Here is a 22,486-nt window from a genome sequence, read left to right on the forward strand (position 1 = left end):
CGCTGCTTGCAGCGGCCCCGAAGGAGCGAGGCCCAGTATGGGCCGAGTAACGCAGCCAACACCCAAGCAACTTGAAGTATGAAGGGTATAGTATGCCAATGCTTAAGGTGGTGCCCTCTCCCAGTGGGAGAGGGCCGGGGTGAGGGGCAATGGCTGCGCTAATCTCCTCTCACCTTAACCCTCTCTTTCTGTAAGGAGAGGGTTAGCCTTGACTTAAGTATCTACAAGCCGGGTTATTCCCGGTGCCTGCTGCTTTAGCAGGCCGTTGGGCCGATATTTACGGCCACGACAACACCTTAGAAGGCCAGAGTATGTCAGAGCAGTTTCTCTATTTCCTGCAGCAGATGTTCAACGGCGTCACGTTGGGCAGCACTTATGCATTGATTGCCATCGGTTACACCATGGTTTACGGCATTATCGGCATGATCAACTTCGCCCACGGCGAGGTGTATATGATCGGCAGTTATGTCTCATTTATCGTTATCGCCGCTCTGATGATGATGGGGATCGACGTGGGCTGGCTGCTGATCGGCAGTGCCTTCCTGGTCTCTATCGTCATTGCCAGCGCCTACGGTTGGAGCATTGAGCGCGTGGCTTATAAGCCAGTGCGTAACTCCAAGCGCCTGATCGCGCTGATCTCCGCCATCGGGATGTCGATCTTCCTGCAAAACTACGTCAGCCTGACACAGGGCTCACGCGATGTCGCGCTGCCAAGCCTGGTCACCGGCCAGTGGGTGCTTGGCGAAAGCAATGGCTTTGCCGCCACCATCAGCACCATGCAGATCATCATCTGGGCAGTGACTTTCCTCGCCATGCTGGCGCTGACGCTGTTTATCCGTTATTCACGCATGGGCCGTGCCTGCCGTGCCTGTGCAGAAGATTTGAAGATGGCCAGCCTGCTGGGCATCAATACCGACCGGGTGATTTCGCTGACGTTCGTGATCGGTGCCATCATGGCGGCGGTAGCCGGTGTGCTGCTCGGGCAGTTCTACGGCGTGATTAACCCCTACATCGGCTTTATGGCCGGGATGAAAGCCTTCACCGCCGCCGTGCTGGGTGGGATTGGCAGTATTCCGGGGGCGATGATCGGTGGGTTGGTGCTGGGCGTGGCCGAAGCGTTGACTTCCGCTTATTTGAGCACTGAATACAAAGATGTGGTGTCTTTTGCCCTGCTGATCGTGGTGTTGCTGGTCATGCCGACCGGGATTCTCGGGCGTCCGGAGGTTGAGAAAGTATGAAACTCGATCTGCTTAACGCCTGTATCGCCACGGTAGTGCTGTTTATCATGGCGTCCTTCCTGATGGGGATGCAACTGAGCCTTGATGGCACCAAGCTGGTGGTGCACGGCGCTGCCGAAGTGCGCTGGATGTGGATTGGCATCGGTTGTGTGGTGGTGTTCTTCTTCCAACTGTTGCGCCCGCTGATGCAGCAGGGGCTGAAAAAAGTCTCCGGCCCGTCGTTCGTGTTACCGAGTTTTGATGGCACCACCACGCGCCAGAAGCTGCTGGCAGCGGCGATTATTATCGCAGCGGTGGTCTGGCCGTTTCTGGTTTCACGCGGCACGGTGGATATCGCTACCCTGACGCTGATCTACGTGATGCTCGGCCTGGGCCTTAACGTGGTGGTTGGCCTTTCTGGCCTGCTGGTGCTGGGCTACGGCGGTTTTTACGCCATCGGTGCCTATACCTATGCGCTGCTGAATCACTATTACGGCCTGGGATTCTGGGAGAGCCTGCCGCTGGCGGGCATAGTGACAGCCATTTTTGGTTTTATTCTTGGCTTCCCGGTACTGCGACTGCGTGGTGACTATCTGGCGATCGTTACGCTCGGCTTCGGTGAGATCGTGCGTATCCTGCTGTTGAACAATACTGAAATTACCGGTGGCCCGAACGGCATCAGCCAGATCCCGAAACCAACCTTCTTTGGCTTGGAATTTAGCCGCAGCGTGCGCGATGGCGGCTGGGATACCTTCCACAATTTCTTTGGCCTGCAGTACGATCCCGGCGATCGCATCGTGTTCCTGTATCTGGTGGCGTTGCTGCTGGTGCTCCTGACGCTGTTCGTGATCAACCGCCTGTTGCGCATGCCGCTGGGGCGCGCCTGGGAAGCGCTGCGTGAAGATGAGATCGCCTGCCGTTCTTTGGGCCTGAGCCCGGCCAAAATCAAGCTGACCGCTTTCGTTATCAGCGCCGCGTTTGCCGGTTTTGCCGGGACGCTGTTCGCGGCGCGCCAAGGCTTTGTCAGCCCGGAATCCTTCACCTTTGTCGAGTCGGCGTTTGTGCTGGCAATTGTGGTGTTAGGTGGCATGGGCTCGCAGTTTGCGGTGATCCTGGCGGCGATCCTGTTGGTGGTTTCCCGTGAAATGATGCGCGACTTGAATGAATACAGCATGTTGCTGCTGGGTGCCTTGATGGTCTTAATGATGATTTGGCGACCACAAGGTTTGCTGCCGATGAAGCGGCCGCAGTTGAAGCTGAAAGTGGCAGAAACCCAGGCAACGAAGGGGGAGCAGGCATGAGCACTCAACCTTTACTGGCAGTCGAAGGGCTGTCGATGCGTTTCGGCGGCCTGTTGGCGGTCAATAACGTTGCCTTGGAACTGAACGAAGGCGAGATCGTGTCATTGATCGGCCCGAACGGCGCGGGGAAAACCACGGTGTTCAACTGCCTGACTGGGTTCTACCGCCCAACCGGCGGTACTATCAAACTGCGCGATCGCCACTTGGAAGGGTTACCTGGCCAGACGATTGCGCGCATGGGCGTGGTGCGTACTTTCCAGCACGTGCGGCTGTTCCGTGAAATGACGGTGATTGAAAACCTGCTGGTGGCGCAACATCAGCATCTGAAAAGCGGTGTATTTGCCGGTTTGCTGAAAACCCCGGCATTCCGCCGTGCCGAAGCCGATGCACTGGAACGGGCCACGGTATGGCTGGAACGCGTCGGCCTGCTGGAAATGGCTAACCGTTCGGCGGGTAATCTGGCCTATGGCCAGCAGCGGCGGTTGGAGATTGCCCGTTGTATGGTGACACGCCCGGAACTGCTGATGCTGGATGAACCGGCAGCGGGCCTGAACCCGAAAGAAACCGACGAGCTGGATGCGCTGATCGTAGAGTTGCGTAACCAGCATAAGGTCTCGGTGCTGCTGATTGAGCACGATATGAAACTGGTGATGGGGATTTCCGATCGCATCTATGTGGTCAACCAGGGAACCCCGCTGGCGCAGGGTACTCCGGCAGAAATCCGCAATAACCCGGACGTGATCCGGGCCTATCTGGGCGAATAAGCATATGTTGTCATTTAATCAGGTTTCCGCCCATTACGGCAAAATTCAGGCGCTGCATCAGGTCAGCCTGAATATTCAACAGGGTGAGATCGTTACCCTGATCGGCGCTAACGGTGCCGGTAAAACGACGCTGCTCGGTACGTTATGCGGTGAGCCGCGTGCCAGCGAAGGCACCATCCAACTGCTGGATCAGGACATCACCCAATGGCAGACCGCACGCATTATGCGTGAGGCGGTGGCGATCGTGCCGGAAGGGCGGCGGGTGTTCTCCCGCATGACGGTGGAAGAGAATCTGGCAATGGGCGGCTTCTTTGCCAACCGTGACCAGTACCAGCAGCGTATTGAGCGGGTGTTCAGCCTGTTCCCGCGCCTGCTGGAGCGCCGCAGCCAGCGTTCCGGCACCATGTCCGGCGGTGAACAGCAGATGTTGGCGATTGGCCGCGCACTGATGAGCCAGCCGAAACTGCTGCTGCTCGACGAGCCTTCACTCGGGTTGGCCCCGATCATCATCCAGCAAATCTTCGACATCATCCAGCAACTACGTGAAGAGGGGATGACCATCTTCCTGGTGGAGCAAAATGCTAATCAGGCGTTAAAGTTGGCGGATCGTGGTTATGTGCTGGAAAATGGCCGCGTGGTGTTGGAAGATACGGGGGCGGCATTGTTAGCCAACGAAGCAGTCCGTTCGGCATACCTGGGCGGTTAGGCTGTTCCCCTACAAACTAGACATTTTCAGGTAAGAGAAGAATCGATGAAGACAGAAGGACTCCTCGCGCAGCGCATGTTGAAGGTAAAAAGCTCAGCAATCCGTGAATTGCTCAAGCACAGTAAAATGGAAAATGTCATTTCGCTGGCGGGCGGCATTCCTTCTGATGCGCTGTTTGATTTCGAAGGATTGAGCATGGCCACACAGCAGGCGATTACTGAACAGGCGAAAAGCGCTTTTCAGTATGGATTAACTGAAGGCAGCTACCTGCTGCGTGAGCGCATCTGCACCCTTTGTAGCGAACGTGGTATCAGCGCCAAACCGGAAGATGTGCTGGTCACTGCGGGCTCTCAGCAGGCGCTGGATCTGGTGATGCGCGCGGTGGTTAACCCCGGCGATGTGGTTGTTGTGGAACGCCCGACCTATCTGGCGGCGTTGCAGACGCTGGAGCTGGCAGAGGCCAACGTGATGTCGGTTTCTTCTGACCGTGACGGCATGGTGGTGGAAGAGCTGGCAGAACTGCTGAAAACCCAGAAAATCAAAGGGGTGTATGTGGTGCCGAACTTCGGTAACCCGACCGGCCTGACTTTGAGCGCCGCCCGCCGTGAGCAACTGGTGAAACTGGCGGATGAACATAACTTCCTGATTATGGAAGATGACCCGTACGGTGAACTGCGTTTTACCGAAGAGCGCAACGCCACGCTGTATCAGGTTTCACAGCAGCTTCTGGGCCACACCGATAACGTGATTTACACCTCGACGTTCTCCAAGATCCTGGCTCCGGGCCTGCGCCTGGGCTGGGCTATTCTGCCGCCGTATCTGCTGCACAAGATCGCTATCATCAAGCAGGCAGCCGATCTGCATGCCAGCTCGCTGTCGCAGAGTATCGCTGAATGCTATCTGGGCCTGAACCGTTTACCGGCACAGATTGAGAAGATCCGCACGGCCTATAAGCAGAAATGCGGCATTCTGGCCGGATTGGTGGAAAAAGAGCTGGGTGATGTGATCAGCTTTGATATGCCAAAAGGCGGCATGTTCCTGTGGGCGCGTTTCCGCCAGCCGTTCAACGCTACCGAATGGCTGAAAACCACCCTGGATCAAGGCGTCGTGTTTGTGCCAGGGGAGTACTTCTTCTCTGATAAACCCGATCACTCCACGTTCCGCCTGTCGTTTGCTACCGCGACAGAACAGCAAATGCAGGAAGCGGTTGCCCGCCTGCGCCGCGCGCTGTAATCCCTTGGCGGCGTGGAGCACTCCATGCCGCCTATCATTGCTGCATCTGCAGTTCCAAATGGATGTTGTCTCGGGCCGTGCATATGTCCCCTGATTTCAACATGAGTTCCGCGCTCGCTCCTGCGGGCAGCAGATTACGGATGAAATGATGATCACAACCTGGCCTTACCCTCATATCGTTGCTCATCGCGGCGGCGGTTCTTTGGCACCGGAAAATACTCTGGCAGCGATCGATGTTGGTGCGCGTCACGGCCACAAGATGATCGAATTTGACGCTAAGCTGGCGCAGGACGGGCAGATCTTTCTGCTGCATGACGACACGCTCGATCGCACCAGCAACGGATGGGGTGTGGCGGGTGATCTGCCGTGGGAAAAATTAGCGCAGCTAGATGCTGGCAATTGGTACAGTTCGGCATTTAAAGGTGAACGCCTGCCACTGCTGGCAGATGTGTCCGAGCGCTGTAAGCGGCACGGCCTGATGGCGAATATTGAAATCAAACCCACATTAGGCGTGGAGGACGAAACGGGTCGAGAGGTCGCTTTGGCGGCTCGTCTGCTGTGGCAAGGCCAGACCGACCCGCTGCTTTCTTCGTTTTCCGTAGACGCGCTGGTAGCCGCGCAGAGTGCGGTACCAGAGTTACCACGTGGGTTGTTGCTGGATGAGTGGGATGACAATTGGCGCGAACTGACCACCAGGTTGGAATGTGTTTCGATACACCTCAATCACCACCTTCTGACCATCGAGCGGGTAAAAATGTTGCAAGATACCGGGCTACGCATTCTGGTGTATACCGTCAACAGCCCTGAGCGTGCGCGTTTATTGTTGAACTGGGGCGTGGACTGCATTTGTACCGATCGGATAGATTTAATCGGCCCAGATTTTTGATTGTCCGATGAATAAATCTGCGGTGCTTGAAGTTCGGTGACATGACGAATGTTTCAAATATAGATTATCTTTTATTGCTCCTGATGAGGGAGGCCGCAAGAGCACTATACCCTTCATACTTCAAGTTGCTTGGGTGTTGGCTGCGTTACTCGCCCCTTCGGGGCCGCTGCAAGCAGCGTTCAAATCTGCCAAGCAGATTTGTCACTCACCCCAGGAACGATCTTGAGTAAGCTCCTGGGGATGATGAGCCTCAAAGAGGCTCACCCTGCGGGCCAGCGCAGGCGCTGTTCAAATGGGTCGTAGACCCATTTGTCGTTCCGTTGCCGCCTACAGGCAACTCGAATTATTTTGGGTATAAGACTATTCTTTTTTTCTATCTCTATTGACATCCATCAGGATATGCTACCATTTTATGGTAAGCATTCATTGTGTAAATAAAAAAGGCTCTAGAATTGTGAAATACCGTGAAAATTCTGTGTCGGATTTATTCCGAGTCGGCATTTTATTGAGCCTAATATTTCCATTCTCAATGCGTGCGGCGGTGCAGTTTGATAATACTCGTGTTATTTTCCCGGCTAAAGAGCGTGAAGTTAGTATCAGGCTGATAAACAAAGGGAATGAGCCTGGATTGATGCAGGCTTGGGTTGATAAGGGTAACCTTGATATACAACCAGACAATGCGGATGCACCGTTTCTCGTTATGCCTCCAATATTCCGTTTAGACCCTAAAGAAGCAAAAAGCGTACGCATAATATTTGCAGGTGAAAAATTACCCCAGGATCGTGAGTCGCTCTATTGGCTTAACTTTCTTGAGGTCCCAGCTATCCCAAAAGAGAATGGGGTTGATTTTATTCAGTTTGCATTACGCTCTCGGTTTAAGTTGTTTTATAGGCCGATAGGTTTGCCTGGCAATCCCTCTGAAGCAATTAAACAGGTAAGATGGAGCATCATTGAGAAAGATGCCGGTCGTTATGCGCTCAAAGGTGAAAATCCCACACCATATCATATTACTTATCGATGGCTGAAACTATCTTATAGCGGTAAAGATTATGATATTGATGCGGGTATGATTAACCCTTTCACACAACGGGAGTACACGCTAGGTGAAATAGCTGTGGAGGGAGGGGATGGAAAGCTTCGCTATCGTGGGGTGAGTGACTACGGTATTTCGTCAGAGCAACAGGTTGTTGTTCAAAAGGTATCGATGAATAGAGCTAGTCCTTGATATATGACGAGTAATGAAAGTTATCCGTACATGGCTGTCATTATTTAATCTGCTTGAATTATTTTATATATAAATAAAGTAATTTCTCCCGTGTTTTAAACGGGTGAAATAATAGTTATCTTTGATTTTTTTGAGGTTTTTCATGCGAAAGATAGGGTGGCAATTTCTATTGCTATGTTTAGTGTTAGCCATAGTCAAACCAACTTTAGCCGCCTGTTCATTTACAGGTGGTGGAGCTGGCAATGCGGTAATAGATTTACCCTCAACACCTATTTCGATTCCGGATGATACAGCGAACGGTACGGTGTTATGGAGTTCAGGCTGGAAATGGTTTACAACAGGCCAGATAAATTGCACCACCAATGGTAAAGTTATGGGGATACTTTCTAGTGAAATTAGTACACCCTCGCCTATTCCTCGAGTTCGCGCTACCAATGTACCAGGCATTGGTGTTGTCATCTTCTGGTGTAATAAAAATGTCACGTCATGCCCAACCGATCCTTGGGGAAGCGGCTCTGTTGGTGGAGGGATCAATAGCGGGTGGTCTGAGCTATCAGCACTAGACTGGCAATTTACCGCAGGCAAATATGATCCTTTCACTCAGGTTTGGGCCTATCTGGTCAAAACGGGCAAAATTGAACCTGGTGTGCTTTCAATAGCCGGGACAAGTCTGGCTCAATACGATGGACTGGTCACCAGTAGAATCACTTTTGCTGGCACAACGAATGTTTCCAGTCGTTCTTGTGTGCAAACTAGTCCTTCTGCGATTAGGCTTGAACTGCCAACAATAGCAAAAAATGAATTCGGCAAAACGGGAACTCCACTCATTGCGGGTAAGGAACGTGCTTTCAATATTTCGCTGACATGTGATCCTTCACTTAATGTGAAGTTAAGCATTGCTTCGAATGGCAGTCCGGTGCAAAACGTACTTACCAATAGTATTGGTGGAAATATGGCAACAGGGATAGGTATTCAACTCTTTCAAGGTGGTGTGAGTAGCCAAACGGTGATGCCATTAGATGTCAAAAAAGACATAACGACAACCGCTTCGTCTGGTAACAATCAACCCGTTACTATCCCCCTTACTGCACGCTATTATAAGTTCGGTAATATTATTCCTGGTCAGATCCGGGTTTCTACCACCTATACGCTTACTTATGAGTAAACATGCTTATACTCGACTTTAGCTGAATATGGTTACCAGTACCTTATGTGTTCGTAATTACTCACTTTTTGAGGTGAGTATAAAAACAATATCCCGTTATTTGGGTGATACGGGGGTATCTCGGTCGCAATAGATTATTGTGGTATCTGCTCTTACAAAAACATAGCCGGAGGCATTTTGCCTGTAAATCTCCAGTTGCAGGCCGCTATTTTCAAGTAGGTAAAAATCGGGGAGTAACGTTCTCATAAATGCGGTGTATTCAGAGTTGTAAGGATCTTTGGAAACCAACAGATAACTATTGCCGGAGCGAATATAGTTGAAATCAAAAATGCGATCTATTCTTGCTATTTTATTACCATTTTTTATCAGGTTAAATGAACCTCTAACTTTGCCTTTCCCACCATTAAACACAAAAGATATGATGCCAGAGATAGTTCTGTCATCTAATTTTGTTTCAAAATTGCTTTCACAAGAGAAATGCTCCATCGGGTAGTTTTTATAATAATCAATGGCAATATTAGCCGTGGCCGTGAGTGCAACGAGGAGTAGTAAGCATTTTAATAACTGTACTTTAGTCATAGCTGACCTCTCTTAATAGATTATAAGAGTGGCATCTTACACCGGGTGTGAGTATATCTTTATCGCATATCACCATAGAAACCTGCGGTTTAGCTCGCGGCATAGTTAAATAAATCTTACTTTGTGCTTCACAGGGTATAGGATAATTTTTGACAAAAGAAAGGTATCTTTCTTCTGCGTTGTCCATGCCTGGTCTGAAGATCTTACAGCCGTTTATCTCGGCAAATTGGGAGTAATGATCAAAATATCCCATATGTGACTGATGATGATGATTTTCAAAAATGGAAAATGTCATCAGCCCCAGTGCCAACGCGACAAGAGCGCTCAGAAATAGGTTTGAAGTGAGCCATTTTAATTTTCCCGCACTTTGAATCCTTTCTGTATTTGCGGGGAGTATGGTCAACGTAGTGGAAGGCACGCTTAAGTCAACGTTATCATTTTCTATTTCTTGTACGTTGACAGTATCTGCAATAACGATTCCCTGTTTTGAAATTGTTTTCACAATGCCATCTAGATCCAAGCTTTTCAGCGCTTTACGCAGCAATGAAATGTTTTGATACAGCGTATTAGCGCTAACATAAGCCCCCTGATTCTTCCAGACAGATTCAAATAACACCTTCTGACTGATTACGTTATAACGGTTGGTGAGTAAAACCTCAAAGCACCGGCTGGCGGGAACATTCAATTGCACAATATCTTGCGGGCTAGTCACAAGATGCCGCCTTAGGTAATGCAATTTGGGATTGAAGATAACACTGTTATCAATAAGGTAAGCTTTGCTCATCGCCGCTCCGACCATTTGCAGATTCTTTGTGAATTGCTCAATACAACCATCATACTTCATGTCGCTTGGGGATACTTGGCCCTCGCCATGGCGCCTATCGCAAGTGCTGCTCAAATCGGTCTCTGAGCTATTTGTTGTTCTGTTGCCGTCTGCCAGCAACTCGAATGATTTTGACTTTATTCAAAATAATTATATCTTAAATTTCTTGATTAAGAAAATTCTTGAACGGATTTTTTTCTTAATTAAGAAATTTAAAATCAAATAACCTTATGATTTTAATCTATTTTTCTGTTTGTCTCCCACGGAATCTAAAAAGGTCTTATTCAGAGCAAAATTGATTACAACGTAACCATCCTCTCCCCTATCATTCACCTCGCTAACCCATTATCTGGCAACCTGGATGTCACAGCCTCACTCAATAAGTGTATTGAATGTATTGGATTCACTTGTCGAAGCATGGGTTTTTCTAAAACGTAATGATGATTTTTTGAATGAAAACGCGAGGAGTTGGGTGAATAACAACCACTTTACTATGAGTGCAGCTTGGTATCCTGAGAATATCATGGTGTTTGATAAGAATTTACTCTCAAGGAGAGCCATTTTAGCTACCTTGAGAGACGCTTATCCGACAAGTAAGATGAGTGAAAGTAATAGCTTGAGTAAGATATTGGCATCGCTTACCGATGAGGCTTTGTTACAACAGCCTGCTCTATTGGTGATTGATTTCTCTGGTGACAAAGAAGCTCCATTATTCTTCTTTAATCATTTGGGAGTATGGTTTGCTGAGCATCCTCACTCTCAGTTAAAAATATTATTATATACCTCTGTAGAGGATTGTTTCTTTATTTCAGCAATGGCAAGTTTTATCTCTGGTGGAATACTTTTGAAGTCGGAGTCGGTGCTATCTATGCCAAAAATGCTGAATAACTTCAGCCAACATAGCCAGGTTGTATTGAGTGATGCAGTGAGCAAGTTGGTTGGCGAATATAATTTACCCTTGTTGACCGATAAGGAGCTACAAGGTTACTTTGCTGAACTTGCTGAACATCGGTTGGTATTAAGTTCACTAAAAACTGCAAGCAAGTATAAAACATTCTATAGCCGACGTTATAACACCATAGATAAGTTAGGATTTAAAAATGTGAAGCAATACTATCTTTATATTTCAAAAATAAGCAGCATGTTGTGCAAGTGACCTTTGTAAAAATATAAGTCCTGATTTTTTTGTTAAATAAAAGTTCAGTCGTTAACATTTATTTTATTTTTTAGGATTTTTCTTTTTTTCAGGGTAATTTTTAGGATAATTCTTTTGTTAATAACACTGTCACTAAGACTATTCTTTAAGGTTCGTCTATGAATAGCGTTTTTTTGAGGGTATATTATGCAGCGAGCTTAGGGTAGTAGCGTATCAAATGAGCGTAGTAGACAAACAAACAATAAATAAAGGCAATGACGTTTATTGTTAGGTTTTAACTCTGCTCGTATCACAATGCTTCCTATTTACAACAGAAAACCTCAGCTATTTTGCAAACCTCATTTAATTACGAGGTGGTTTTTTGTATTCAGGAAGTACAGTTTATGACTTGGTAAATAAAAATTTGGAGTTTCAGTATGAAAAAGAATTTCTATGTTAGCGTTATGGCCGTAATGGCTTTGGGCTTGGCAACACATGCTTCAGCGGTTGATGGCACTATTACTTTTGAAGGTGTGGTTAACGATACAACCTGTACTTTGGATACCAATAGCCAAAATATGTCAGTACTCCTGCCATCGGTGACTTCAACAGACTTCACCGGGGCGAATACTGCGGCTAATTCATCTGCCGTTAAATTCAGCCTGAACGCAACAGGCTGCGATGTGGGTGCAGTGAGCGCTTCTGTATTGTTTGCTACTGGCGGTAATGTTGATAGCACCAATGGTAACCTGAATAATAGCTTTGCGGGTGGTACTGACGCACAAATTCGTATTTATAAGGCTGATGGCACTACGCCAATTAATCTGGCTAACTACGGTGAATCTGCAAGCAACAAAGGTAATATCGTGAGCGGTAACGCGACTATCGATTTCTATGCCAACTATTTCAGCAAAAATGCTAAACCCAGTGCTGGCGTGCTGAAAACCAGCATCCAGTACAGCATGCAGTATCTGTAATCCCTATACCCCGGGATAATTCCCGGGGTTTTTATAAAGGCTATACGATGAAGTCTCTTTTTTTTCTTTGCAGCACACTGCTACTGAGTGTTGCTACCTATTTGTTTTTTCCCTGCATGGCCAATGCTGCCGTGTCGATTGATGGCACCCGAATTGTTTACCCTGCTAAAGCAAGCGAAATAACCATAAAAATGATGAATAAGGGAAATTCGCCTTCATTAATGCAGATTTGGATCGATCGTGGCAACCCGGAAACTCAGCCTCAGAATAGTGATGCGCCTTTTGTGATTACGCCGCCGATTGTGCGTATAGACCCTAAGAATGGGCAAAGTATACGCCTGATGTTTACCGGCGAAAAAGTACCGCAGGATCGAGAAACCCTCTTTTGGTTCAATGCATTGGAAATTCCGCCTGTAAGCGCAGAACAGGATAAAAGCTCGCTACAGATTGCGGTGCGCTCTCGTTTAAAACTGTTCTATCGCCCAGCGGGCTTGGCAGGTGATGCGGCGAGTGCGCCAAACCTGGTGAAATGGCAGATTATACCTACGGCTAAAGGGGGTTATACATTACGTGGGCAAAACCCGACGCCATATTATGTTACTTACAGCAAATTGAATTTACAGTCTGGCGGGCAACATTACGATCTGGGTAATGGAATGATTGCACCTTTATCCAGTGAAGAATTCAGTATTAAAGGCATGCAGAGTCATTCCAAACAATCTCAGCTTATTTATCGCCCCATGAGTGACTATGGCGTTGGTGCTGAAAATAAAACCACTGTTCAGTGATAATTGAAGATAGGTATATCAGTATGTTCAGTAAGGTAAGAGAGACCTCGATGGATTGTGGTAATAAAATTTCTTCTATAAGAATATCGCCTCTTATCGTTTGGCTTACACTTTGCTCATCATGCTTAACCTATGCGGTGACAACCGCTTCTGCTATTGCCGATGATGATCTTTCTACGCGTTTCAACACGGATTTTTTGGTCAACAAGAACGGTTCTCCGTTAGATCTATCTGCTTTTGAGCGTGGTAATCCAGTTAATTCCGGTAACTATCGGTTAGACATTTATATCAACCAAAAATCTATCGGGATACAGGAAATTACCATTGGTAAAAATGAAAGTAATGAAACTTATTATTGTTTCAAAATGGCTAACATTGAGAGCCTAGGCATTGATTTTGATAAATTGCCTAATAAACATCACTATGCTCAGAGCGAGCAAGAGTGTGTAGATATCAAGAAATGGGTGCCAGACAGCAACATTGATTTTGAGCAATCGAATTTGAAGCTAAAGGTCAGCATCCCCCAGGCTTATATGCAACAGTTTGATAATAACTATGTGACTCCAAGTAAAGCTGATGCGGGTGTCACTGCAGCATTTATCGACTATAACGCGAATGCCTGGCGAGCATTAATGCAGGGTAATGCGCAGACACAATATTATGCGGGATTTAACACCGGGCTTAATCTGGCACATTGGCGTTTGCGCCATAACGGCTATTACAATCAGAGCACTGGATCCATAGAGACTCAGCGCAAATATACGTCGATCAGCAGTTATTTACAGCGTGATATTGCCGCACTTAAGGCTCAATTAACGCTGGGCCAATATTATACCGCGCCAGACTTGTTCGACAGCGTATCTTACAGCGGGATCCAATTGGCTTCTGATAAGCGCATGTTGCCCGATTCCCAGCGAGGTTTTGCGCCGACCATACGCGGTACCGCAGAGAGCAATGCAAAGATCACTGTGCGTCAAGGGGGCAATATTCTTTATGAAACCAGCGTTGCGCCAGGGCCTTTTGTCATTGACAAGCTGTATGGCAGTGGTTACGACGGCGATATGGAAGTGACGGTCACCGAAGCTGATGGTCGTCAACGTACTTTTGTTATCCCGTTTGCTACGGTGCCGCAGTTATTACGACCCAGCATCGCCCGTTTCAACGCCGTGTTGGGGAAATATCGTGACGATCGCTTGAATAAAACGCCAGAATTTTTCCAAGGGACCTATCAACGTGGGATATCTAACCTGCTGACGGCGTATAGCGGGGCGATTGTATCGCAAGACTATCAGGCTATGCAGGTCGGTCTGGCGTTGAGTACCACGTTGGGGGCTTTTGCTGTAGACGCAACGCAATCAAATGCCGCTATTCCTTTGTCGATCAACGAGAGTGCTCAGCAGGCCCGTGGGCAGAGTTACCGTTTTACCTACAGCAAGCTGTTGGAAACGACCCAAACCAACTTTACGGTGGCTAGCTACCGTTTCTCGAACAAAAACTACTACAGCTTTAGTGACTACGCACTGGCCGCAGGTAGAACGGATAACGATATGCCCGCGCCTTCTCGCCAACGCAGCCGGGTGCAGGCCAACGTCAGCCAAAACCTGGCTGAGGGCTTTGGTAGCTTTTACCTCAGTGGCTCGATTCAGAACTACTGGAGTGCCGATCAGGGCAGGGACATGACCTATCAGTTGGGGTACTCCAACGCCTTTGGCTGGGGAGGGTTTAACCTTTCTGCCGGGCGCAGTCGTTCTGCATACGGTACCAGTGAAACGCAATACATGTTGAATTTCTCGCTGCCTCTGGGGCGCAACACGCATTCCGCTCATTTGAGTACATCGCTGACGCGTAGCGCTCAGGGAGGATGGAATACACAAACCGGTATTTCTGGCTCATTGGGTGAAGAGAATCTGCTGAGCTACGGTGCTTATGCCAGCCGCAACTATCACAACAACGTGAATAACTACGGTGGCAACGCACAGTATCGTGCCGATAAAGCGATATTGACGGGCAGCACCAGCAACGGTAGCGGGTACTCGCAATACGGTTTGGGTGCCAGCGGGAGCCTGGTGATACACCCTGGTGGTGTCACGCTGAGCCAGGTACAGGGTGAAACCAAAGCCGTCATTTCTGCACGTGGTGCCAGTGGCGCGGCGTTGCTTAACAATAAAGGGGCGTACATTGATCAGCGTGGGTATGCCGTTACCGCAGGATTAACACCGTACCGAGAAAATACCGTCACGCTTGATCCCAAAGATATCTCGGACAGGGTGGAACTGAAAGTCACTGAGCAGAAGACGGCACCACAATATGGCGCTGTCGTTATGCTCGATTACCCGACGGTGACTGGCTACCCGCTGTTATTGGTATTGCGCGATGAGGCGGGTAATCAGCTTCCTTTAGGGGCTGAGGTTTTTGACCAACAGGGTAACGGTACAACCTTTGTCGGACAGGGGAGCCGAGTATTCCTGCGTGCCAGCGAATCGCGTGGGCGTGTGCGCGTCCAATGGGGCCAAAGTGCCGATCGCCAATGTCTGGCGGATTATATTTTGCCCAGCAACATGGCTGAGGGAAAAACCAACATGGTGCATTTAACCGCCATCTGCAAACGCCAAGGTTAAACATGAGACTGACTATTGTGTTATTGGCTCTGGCAGGGGGTCTGTTAGCGGGCATCACGTTGGCACAGGCCAGCCTGACCGTGGGGGGAACCCGGCTGATCTACCTGGAAAGTGCCAAAGAGGTGAAGGTACCACTGAGTAATCCAGAATCAGCAGAGAAACTGGCACAGGCCTGGGTCGATGATGGCAACCCGGAGACTTCGCCTGACAGTGCAGATGTCCCTTTTTTGATTATTCCTCCTTTAACACGTATTGAGGGAAAAGGAACACATAGATTGCAGTTGATATTTACGCAACAGAAAAACTTGCCTAAGGATAGAGAGTCATTGTTCTGGTTTAACGTGTTGGATATCCCACCACTCAAGACGGCACAAACGCAAAATTATGTTGAGCTGGCCTATCGGACGCGGATTAAATTATTTTACCGCCCTTCTGCGCTTACCGGCAGCGTAGGACAGGCCGCTGAGTCAATCGTCTGGCAGTTGATTACGGACGCCAAGGGTTATCGATTAAAAGGGATAAACAGCAGCCCCTATTACGTCTCGTTAAACCGCGTAACGTTGAACAATGCCGGGCAGCGTTATAGCCAGGAGGGTGAAATGATTGCACCGGCAGGCAGTACCGAATTTATATTACCGGAATTACCCACATTCTCTGCAGAAAAAGCCAGTATTGAGTATGAGTGGATTGATGATTATGGCGCAATACATCATCAGCGTGGCGTATTGCAGCATTAATACTGCTCATTAATTTAACGATTTGGATTATTCAGAATGTACATAAGCATCTGCTATAAAAAGCTGGGCTATACCATGGTTTTTCTGGTCGCCAGTCTCTTGCCGCTACGCACGGTTTTAGCCGTATGTAACTTTACCAGCGGTAATGGCTTACAAAGTTACACGATAAAATTAGGGTCCGCACAGATGACTGCCGATAATATTGTATTGGCCCGCGATCAATTCAGTACTGGTGCCACGATCGCCTCTGGTGAGGCTGCCAATGCCGTATCTGGAACGTATGCGAATTGCAGCGGGTCCAATCCTTATTCCTATTATGTTAGTGGTGCGACAGGTAGCACCGTCGGTGGCGTGAGCAATGTTTTCCCAACCAATATTCCAGGGATTGGCCTGCGTTTTTATTCGCGTGATAACGGGGGCAAAAACTATCGTTTTGGCAACCAGGGAACGGGGGGCTCAAGCAGTTCAATCACGTGGGGATGGAACCAGAACGGGAACACGTTTTGGGGCGTTGAGGCTATTGTTACCGGGCCGGTCAGCAGCGGGACCTATAATGATGGCCTACTGGCGGTATTTAGCCTGGGGGGGTTAACCGTTCTTAATGTGCGCATCGCTCCTTTTAGCGTGACAGCCAGCAGTTGTAATGCAGCGACCACGCAACCGATGGTTGATTTGGGGACCCACAGTAAAAAAGAATTCCCTACTCAGGGTAGCATTGCGGGCAAAACCCCTTTTACGATTGAGCTAAGCGGTTGTTCAACCAGTGGGTTATCAAGCGTGGCTTACACGTTAACTCCGTTAAACAGTCTCGTTAATGCCAACCAGGCAGTCATGGGGATCAATGCCATGCCGGGGGCCGCTACAGGTGTCGGAGTACAAATCATGAATCAAAGCGGAACGCCTGTGAGCTTCAATAGCGCGACCAATGTATCGTCATTTGTCCCTGGCAGTCAGGTGGTGACTATTCCCTTTCAGGCGGCCTTGTATCGTACCTCTTCGACGCCGATTGTTCCTGGCCTGGTCCGTGCACCTTTAACTTTTACCATGACGTATCGTTAATCATTCGCGCAATTCTTAGCGTCTGGCAATGAGTCACCGGGTGGCGTATTTTACTCTCGATAATGACTCATCAACCAGGGTAGAAATAATTTATTTTAATGGACTTCTCTGGGGAATATTGAGATGGAGCTTTCCACTTTTAAAACATGGCGTCCTAATAATATCGTTGTTTTTGATAAGAATACCTATTCAAGAGAAGGTATTGTTGATACGGTGAGTGGGATTTACCCTCTAAGCGATATTGTCTGCTTTGACTGTATAGTCAAAGCGTTGGATTTCTCTATTCAGCAGAGCCAGCAGCAGACATCCTCGCTGATTATTATTGATTTTTCTGGTGACAAAGATTCCCCATTATTTTTCTTCAGTGCGATGAGCGCATACTTTGCGCATAAACAACAGCGTGATTTAAAGGTGCTGTTATATACCGCTATTGAAGATCAATTTTTTATCGCGGCCATGGCTAAGTTTGTCTTCGGTGGTATTGTTTTTAAAAGTGAACCAGTTCTGTCAATGAAGCGGGTGCTTTATTCTTTGAGCCATGATAGCCGTGTAGTACTCAGTGAAAAAGTCAGTGGTTTATTGTTGGATTATCGAGTGCCTAAGGTGTCGTATAATGAGCTGCAGGGATATTTCTCGGAAATCGGCGAGCATCGACTGGCACTGAGTTCACGTAGAATTGGCAGTAAATATAAAACATTTTATTCAAGAAGGTATAACACAATAGCCAAAATAGGCTTTAAAAGCGTTAAACAGTATCATATATATATTTCAAAAATAATCGGCAAGCTGTCAGAGTGAAAAGGGTGGGCGAGCAGGGCTCAGATGCCGCTCAACGCTTCGGTTGGTTGTTTATTATGCAAACGTAAACCACCTTTCCTTCACGCCGTTTTCTGCCTTCCGCTACAATCGCCTTTTTAGATCTTTAAGGTGAATTTGACGTGTGGCTTCTGGTTATTACCACCATTTTATGGGCATTTTCTTTCAGCCTGATCGGCGAGTATCTGGCAGGTCATGTTGATAGCTGGTTTTCGGTGCTGATGCGCGTTGGGCTGGCCGCTTTGGTGTTCCTGCCGTTCCTGCGCTGGCGTAATATCAAACTGAAAGTGATCCTGCTGTATATGCTGGTAGGGGCATGCCAGCTTGGCATCATGTATCTGCTCAGTTTCCGCGCCTTTATGTATCTGACCGTGTCGGAGTTTCTGCTGTTCACCGTGCTGACGCCGCTGTATATCACGCTGATTTATGACCTGATCAGCGGTCGTCGCCTGCGCTGGGGTTACCTGTTCAGCGCGATGCTGGCGGTGTTAGGGGCAGCGATCATCCGTTACCACCAGTTGAGTGAGCATTTCTGGTTCGGGTTGTTGTTGGTGCAGGCGGCGAATATCAGCTTTGCCATCGGCATGGTGGGTTACAAGCGGCTGATGGAAGTGCATCCGCTGCCGCAACATACCGCATTTTCCTGGTTTTACCTGGGGGCGCTGGCGGTATCCGCGATCGCCTGGTGCCTGTGGGGCAACCCGAACCAACTGCCAACAACCCAACTGCAATGGGGCATTCTGGTATGGCTGGGCGTGGTGGCCTCCGGGCTGGGTTACTTTATGTGGAACTATGGCGCAACGCAGGTGGATGCTGGCACGCTCGGCATTATGAACAACATGCATGTGCCCGCCGGGCTGCTGGTTAATCTGGCGATCTGGCAACAGCAACCGCACTGGAGCAGTTTTATCATCGGTGGCGCGGTGATTGTGGCTTCGCTGTGGGTACATCGCCGCTGGGTGGCACCGCAAGCCACCCAGTGATGGTTAACCCTGTGGTGCCAGTGGTTTGGCGTTGGCAAAACCAGCGCGGGGCTGGGCGGCATCGCGCACGAACGGCAGATGATCGCAGGCATGCTGGCGGGCGGAGCGGATAAAGGCCTCGATCACCGCCTGGCGTTGTTCGCCGTCGCGCACGGCGGCATATAATCGGCTCCACAGGCCGTCGCCCAGGGTTTTGGTCACCACCAGGCCCTGGCGTTCAAAACTTTCCACTACCCAGTGCGGTAATGCGGCGATCCCCATGCGTGCCGACACCATCTGAATCAATAACAACGTGTTATCGACACTTTTCAATGTTGGGCTGACGCCTGCCGGTTGCAGAAAATGCCGCCAGATATCCAGCCGCTGGCGCTGCACCGGGTAAATCATCAGCGTTTCATCACACAAATCTTCCGCTTCAATGTGCAGTTTGTTGGCCAGTGGATGATCGGGAGCCAGCACCAGTCGCACTTCAAAATCGAACATCGGCGAGTAGTACAGCCCGCTGCGCGGCAGGATATCCGAAGTCAGTACCACATCCAGTTCCCCCTGCTGCAAAGCGGGCTGCGGATCAAAGGTAACGCCGGATTTGAAGTCCATCACCACCTGCGGCCAGCTCTGGTGGAAGTTGTCCAGCGCCGGGGTGAGCCACTGGATGCAACTGTGGCATTCAATGGCAATACGCAGCGTAGCCTGATGCGGTTCGTGGCAGGCTTGCAGCGCCTGTTGGATCTGCGGCAACACCCGTTCTGCCAACTGCAACAGGATCTCGCCCTGTGCGCTGAAGCGCAGCGGCTGGCTTTTACGAACGAACAGTTTGAAACCCAGGCGCTGTTCCAGATCGCTGAACTGATGGGAAAGCGCCGATTGCGTCTGATGGAGTTGCGCTGCGGCGGCGGCCAGCGAGCCGGTATTACGCAGCGCCTGTAACGTCCTTAAATGTTTCAGTTCGATCATGAGAGTCCTTCACAGTGACAGTGAATATATTGCGCTTGTGGTTCATACAGTACCTGCGGATTATGGATGTGTAAACATCTGGACGGCTATACCTGTCATCCTTCAAGTTGCAGGTGTGTTGGCTGCTCCCACTCACCCCAGTCACATAGTTGGCCTATGCTCCTGGGGATTCTTGGGCTTGCCGCCTTCCTGCAACCTGAATTATTTAAGGTATCAATGAGGAATATAACGATGGCAATTCTGAATCACACACTGGGTTTTCCACGCGTTGGTCTGCGTCGTGAGCTGAAAAAAGCGCAGGAAAGTTACTGGGCAGGCCATTCAACACAGGCAGAGCTGCTGGCGGTTGGCCGTGAACTGCGTGCCCGCCACTGGCAACAACAACAGCAAGCCGGGGTGGATTGGGTGCCGGTGGGCGATTTCGCTTGGTACGATCATGTGCTGACCACCAGCCTGATGCTGGGCAATGTGCCCGCGCGTCACCAAAATCAGGATGGCTCAATCGATCTGGATACGCTGTTCCGCATTGGCCGTGGCCGTGCGCCAACGGGGGAGGCGGCGGCAGCGGCAGAAATGACCAAATGGTTTAATACCAACTATCACTACATGGTGCCTGAGTTCACTCAGGGCCAACAGTTCAAACTGAGCTGGACCCAACTGCTGGAGGAAGTTGACGAAGCGTTGGCGCTGGGCCACAAGGTTAAACCGGTGTTGCTGGGGCCAGTGACTTATTTGTGGTTGGGCAAAGTGAAGGGTGAACAGTTTGATCGCCTGTCACTGCTGAACGATATTCTGCCGGTGTACCAGCAAGTGCTGGTGGAACTGGCCAAACGCGGTATCGAGTGGGTGCAGATCGATGAACCTGCGCTGGTACTGGAATTGCCACAGGTTTGGCTGGATGCCTTCAAACCGGCTTATGCGGCGTTGCAGGGCCAGGTTAAACTGCTGTTGACCACCTATTTTGACAGCGTAGGCCACAATCTCGACACCATTCGCGCTTTACCGGTACAGGGGCTGCATGTGGATCTGGTGGCAGGTCATGACGATATTGCAGCATTGAACGCTGTACTGCCCAAAGAATGGCTGCTGTCGCTGGGGGTGATCAATGGCCGCAACGTGTGGCGTGCCGATCTGAGCAACTGGTTTACTCGGTTGCAACCGCTGGTAAATAGCCGCCCGCTGTGGATTGCTACTTCTTGTTCGCTGTTGCACAGCCCGATCGATCTCAGCGTGGAAACCCGTCTGGATGACGAAGTAAAAAGCTGGTTCGCCTTTGCGCTGCAGAAATGTGCGGAGTTGGCGTTACTGAGTGGTGCCTTGAATACACCCGTGGCCGAAAGGCAGGCTGAACTGGATGCTTACAGTGCGCCGATTCGCGCCCGCCGCCAGTCCAGCCGCGTGCATAATGCTCTGGTGGAACAGCGCCTTGCCGCTATCACCGCCAAAGACAGCGAGCGCCAGCAGCCGTATCAGCAGCGTGCTCAGGCCCAGCGCGAGCGTTTCGATCTGCCAGCCTGGCCGACCACCACCATCGGCTCCTTCCCGCAGACCACCGCAATCCGCGGCCTGCGTCTGGACTTCAAACAGGGGCGCCTGGACGGCAACAATTACCGCATCAGCATTGGTGAGCATATCAAGCAGGCGATTACTGAGCAGGAACGTTTGGGGCTGGACGTGCTGGTGCATGGCGAAGCCGAGCGTAACGATATGGTGGAATACTTCGGCGAAAACCTCGACGGCTTTGTGTTCACTCAAAACGGTTGGGTGCAGAGTTACGGTTCCCGCTGTGTGAAACCGCCGGTCATTATCGGGGATATCAGCCGCCCAGAGGCGATTACCGTTGAGTGGGCCAAGTTTGCCCAATCGTTGACCGACAAGCCGGTAAAAGGCATGTTGACCGGCCCGGTCACCATTCTTTGCTGGTCGTTCCCGCGCGAAGATGTGGCGCGTGCGACGATTGCCAAACAGATCGCGTTGGCGCTGCGTGACGAAGTGGCCGATTTGGAGCAAGCCGGTATTGGCATCATCCAGATCGATGAGCCTGCCTTGCGTGAGGGCCTGCCGCTGCGCCGTTCCGATTGGGCGGCCTATCTGGAATGGGCGGTGGATGCGTTTAAACTGAACGCTGCCGTGGCACAGGATAGTACTCAGATCCACACCCATATGTGTTACTGCGAGTTCAATGACATTATGGATTCGATCGCGGCGCTGGATGCAGATGTGATCACCATAGAAACTTCACGTTCCGATATGGATCTGCTGGAGGCCTTCAAAGAGTTCGAATACCCGAATGAAATCGGGCCGGGTGTGTATGACATCCATTCGCCGAACGTGCCGAGCGTGGCGTGGATCGAAGCGTTGCTGCGCAAAGCGGCACAGAACATCCCGGCTGAACGCCTGTGGGTGAACCCGGATTGTGGCCTGAAGACCCGTGGCTGGCCGGAAACCCGTCAGGCGCTGGCCAACATGGTGCTGGCGGCGCAACGGCTGCGTGAGCAGCAGGTGTAATCTTCAAGGGGG

Annotated in this window: 20 protein-coding genes; 17 read left to right on the top strand and 3 right to left on the bottom strand. The window is 49.9% G+C overall.

Going from position 1 to position 22,486, the window contains the following annotated elements; translation table 11 throughout:
* The first annotated feature begins 311 nt into the window (after positions 1 to 311).
* The 8 genes from livH (at position 312) to IV04_RS13130 (ending at position 8,497) form a co-directional block, all read left to right on the top strand.
* The gene (gene livH / locus IV04_RS13095) at positions 312 to 1,238 is read left to right on the top strand and encodes a high-affinity branched-chain amino acid ABC transporter permease LivH (RefSeq protein ID WP_037403687.1); all 927 of its coding nucleotides are present in this window, start codon (positions 312 to 314) and stop codon (positions 1,236 to 1,238) included.
* The gene (locus tag IV04_RS13100) at positions 1,235 to 2,518 is read left to right on the top strand and encodes a high-affinity branched-chain amino acid ABC transporter permease LivM (RefSeq protein ID WP_037403639.1); all 1,284 of its coding nucleotides are present in this window, start codon (positions 1,235 to 1,237) and stop codon (positions 2,516 to 2,518) included. Before livH ends, IV04_RS13100 begins: the two co-directional genes overlap by 4 nt.
* Complete coding sequence (livG, locus tag IV04_RS13105; RefSeq protein ID WP_037403637.1) at positions 2,515 to 3,282, top strand: high-affinity branched-chain amino acid ABC transporter ATP-binding protein LivG; 768 nt, start codon at positions 2,515 to 2,517, stop codon at positions 3,280 to 3,282. The genes IV04_RS13100 and livG overlap by 4 nt, the downstream gene beginning before the upstream one ends.
* 4 nt (positions 3,283 to 3,286) lie before the next feature.
* Positions 3,287 to 3,988, top strand: coding sequence for a high-affinity branched-chain amino acid ABC transporter ATP-binding protein LivF (livF, locus tag IV04_RS13110; protein ID WP_037403636.1), 702 nt, complete (start codon positions 3,287 to 3,289; stop codon positions 3,986 to 3,988).
* A gap of 45 nt (positions 3,989 to 4,033) precedes the next feature.
* A complete protein-coding gene (locus IV04_RS13115; RefSeq protein ID WP_037403635.1) occupies positions 4,034 to 5,221 on the top strand; it encodes a PLP-dependent aminotransferase family protein in 1,188 nt (395 codons plus the stop codon).
* Positions 5,222 to 5,369: 148 nt separating this feature from the next.
* Positions 5,370 to 6,107, top strand: coding sequence for a glycerophosphodiester phosphodiesterase (gene ugpQ, locus IV04_RS13120; RefSeq protein ID WP_037403634.1), 738 nt, complete (start codon positions 5,370 to 5,372; stop codon positions 6,105 to 6,107).
* Between the two features lie 412 nt (positions 6,108 to 6,519).
* Entirely contained in the window at positions 6,520 to 7,332 is an 813-nt protein-coding gene (locus IV04_RS13125) for a molecular chaperone (RefSeq protein ID WP_051916792.1), read from the top strand.
* Between the two features lie 142 nt (positions 7,333 to 7,474).
* Positions 7,475 to 8,497 carry a fimbrial protein gene (locus IV04_RS13130; RefSeq protein WP_081893213.1) on the top strand — a complete coding sequence of 341 codons (1,023 nt, stop codon included), beginning with the start codon at positions 7,475 to 7,477 and terminating at the stop codon, positions 8,495 to 8,497.
* A gap of 96 nt (positions 8,498 to 8,593) precedes the next feature.
* On the opposite strand, the gene IV04_RS13135 is transcribed toward IV04_RS13130, so the two are convergent.
* Positions 8,594 to 9,076: a hypothetical protein gene (locus IV04_RS13135; protein ID WP_037403074.1), complete on the bottom strand. Its 483-nt coding sequence runs from the start codon at positions 9,074 to 9,076 to the stop codon at positions 8,594 to 8,596.
* The gene (locus tag IV04_RS13140) at positions 9,069 to 9,860 is read right to left on the bottom strand and encodes a winged helix-turn-helix domain-containing protein (protein ID WP_161782095.1); all 792 of its coding nucleotides are present in this window, start codon (positions 9,858 to 9,860) and stop codon (positions 9,069 to 9,071) included. The genes IV04_RS13135 and IV04_RS13140 overlap by 8 nt, the downstream gene beginning before the upstream one ends.
* 400 nt (positions 9,861 to 10,260) lie before the next feature.
* Between IV04_RS13140 and IV04_RS13145 the strand changes: the two genes are divergently transcribed.
* From IV04_RS13145 to IV04_RS13180, 8 genes are all read left to right on the top strand, one after another.
* Positions 10,261 to 11,055 carry a hypothetical protein gene (locus IV04_RS13145; RefSeq protein WP_037403067.1) on the top strand — a complete coding sequence of 265 codons (795 nt, stop codon included), beginning with the start codon at positions 10,261 to 10,263 and terminating at the stop codon, positions 11,053 to 11,055.
* A 416-nt stretch (positions 11,056 to 11,471) separates the two neighbouring features.
* A complete protein-coding gene (locus IV04_RS13150) occupies positions 11,472 to 12,011 on the top strand; it encodes a fimbrial protein (RefSeq protein WP_037403065.1) in 540 nt (179 codons plus the stop codon).
* A 47-nt stretch (positions 12,012 to 12,058) separates the two neighbouring features.
* Positions 12,059 to 12,799, top strand: a complete 741-nt coding sequence (locus tag IV04_RS13155) for a fimbria/pilus periplasmic chaperone (protein ID WP_037403063.1) — start codon at positions 12,059 to 12,061, stop codon at positions 12,797 to 12,799.
* 50 nt (positions 12,800 to 12,849) lie between these two features.
* Positions 12,850 to 15,417: a fimbria/pilus outer membrane usher protein gene (locus IV04_RS13160; RefSeq protein ID WP_081893214.1), complete on the top strand. Its 2,568-nt coding sequence runs from the start codon at positions 12,850 to 12,852 to the stop codon at positions 15,415 to 15,417.
* Positions 15,418 to 15,419: 2 nt separating this feature from the next.
* Positions 15,420 to 16,154 carry a molecular chaperone gene (locus tag IV04_RS13165; RefSeq protein WP_037403060.1) on the top strand — a complete coding sequence of 245 codons (735 nt, stop codon included), beginning with the start codon at positions 15,420 to 15,422 and terminating at the stop codon, positions 16,152 to 16,154.
* A gap of 36 nt (positions 16,155 to 16,190) precedes the next feature.
* The gene (locus tag IV04_RS13170) at positions 16,191 to 17,213 is read left to right on the top strand and encodes a fimbrial protein (RefSeq protein ID WP_037403058.1); all 1,023 of its coding nucleotides are present in this window, start codon (positions 16,191 to 16,193) and stop codon (positions 17,211 to 17,213) included.
* Between the two features lie 123 nt (positions 17,214 to 17,336).
* A complete protein-coding gene (locus IV04_RS13175; protein ID WP_037403055.1) occupies positions 17,337 to 18,011 on the top strand; it encodes a hypothetical protein in 675 nt (224 codons plus the stop codon).
* A 140-nt stretch (positions 18,012 to 18,151) separates the two neighbouring features.
* Positions 18,152 to 19,012 (top strand): carboxylate/amino acid/amine transporter, encoded by an 861-nt coding sequence (locus tag IV04_RS13180; protein ID WP_037403052.1) that lies wholly within the window; start codon positions 18,152 to 18,154, stop codon positions 19,010 to 19,012.
* Between the two features lie 3 nt (positions 19,013 to 19,015).
* On the opposite strand, the gene metR is transcribed toward IV04_RS13180, so the two are convergent.
* Entirely contained in the window at positions 19,016 to 19,966 is a 951-nt protein-coding gene (gene metR / locus IV04_RS13185; protein ID WP_037403050.1) for an HTH-type transcriptional regulator MetR, read from the bottom strand.
* A 231-nt stretch (positions 19,967 to 20,197) separates the two neighbouring features.
* Here metR and metE point away from each other — a divergent pair, with 231 nt between their 5' ends.
* The gene (gene metE / locus IV04_RS13190) at positions 20,198 to 22,474 is read left to right on the top strand and encodes a 5-methyltetrahydropteroyltriglutamate--homocysteine S-methyltransferase (RefSeq protein WP_037403048.1); all 2,277 of its coding nucleotides are present in this window, start codon (positions 20,198 to 20,200) and stop codon (positions 22,472 to 22,474) included.
* Positions 22,475 to 22,486: the final 12 nt, after the last annotated feature.

This window comes from Serratia sp. Ag1, from assembly GCF_000743355.1.
In the GTDB taxonomy this organism is placed as follows: Bacteria; Pseudomonadota; Gammaproteobacteria; order Enterobacterales; family Enterobacteriaceae; genus Chania.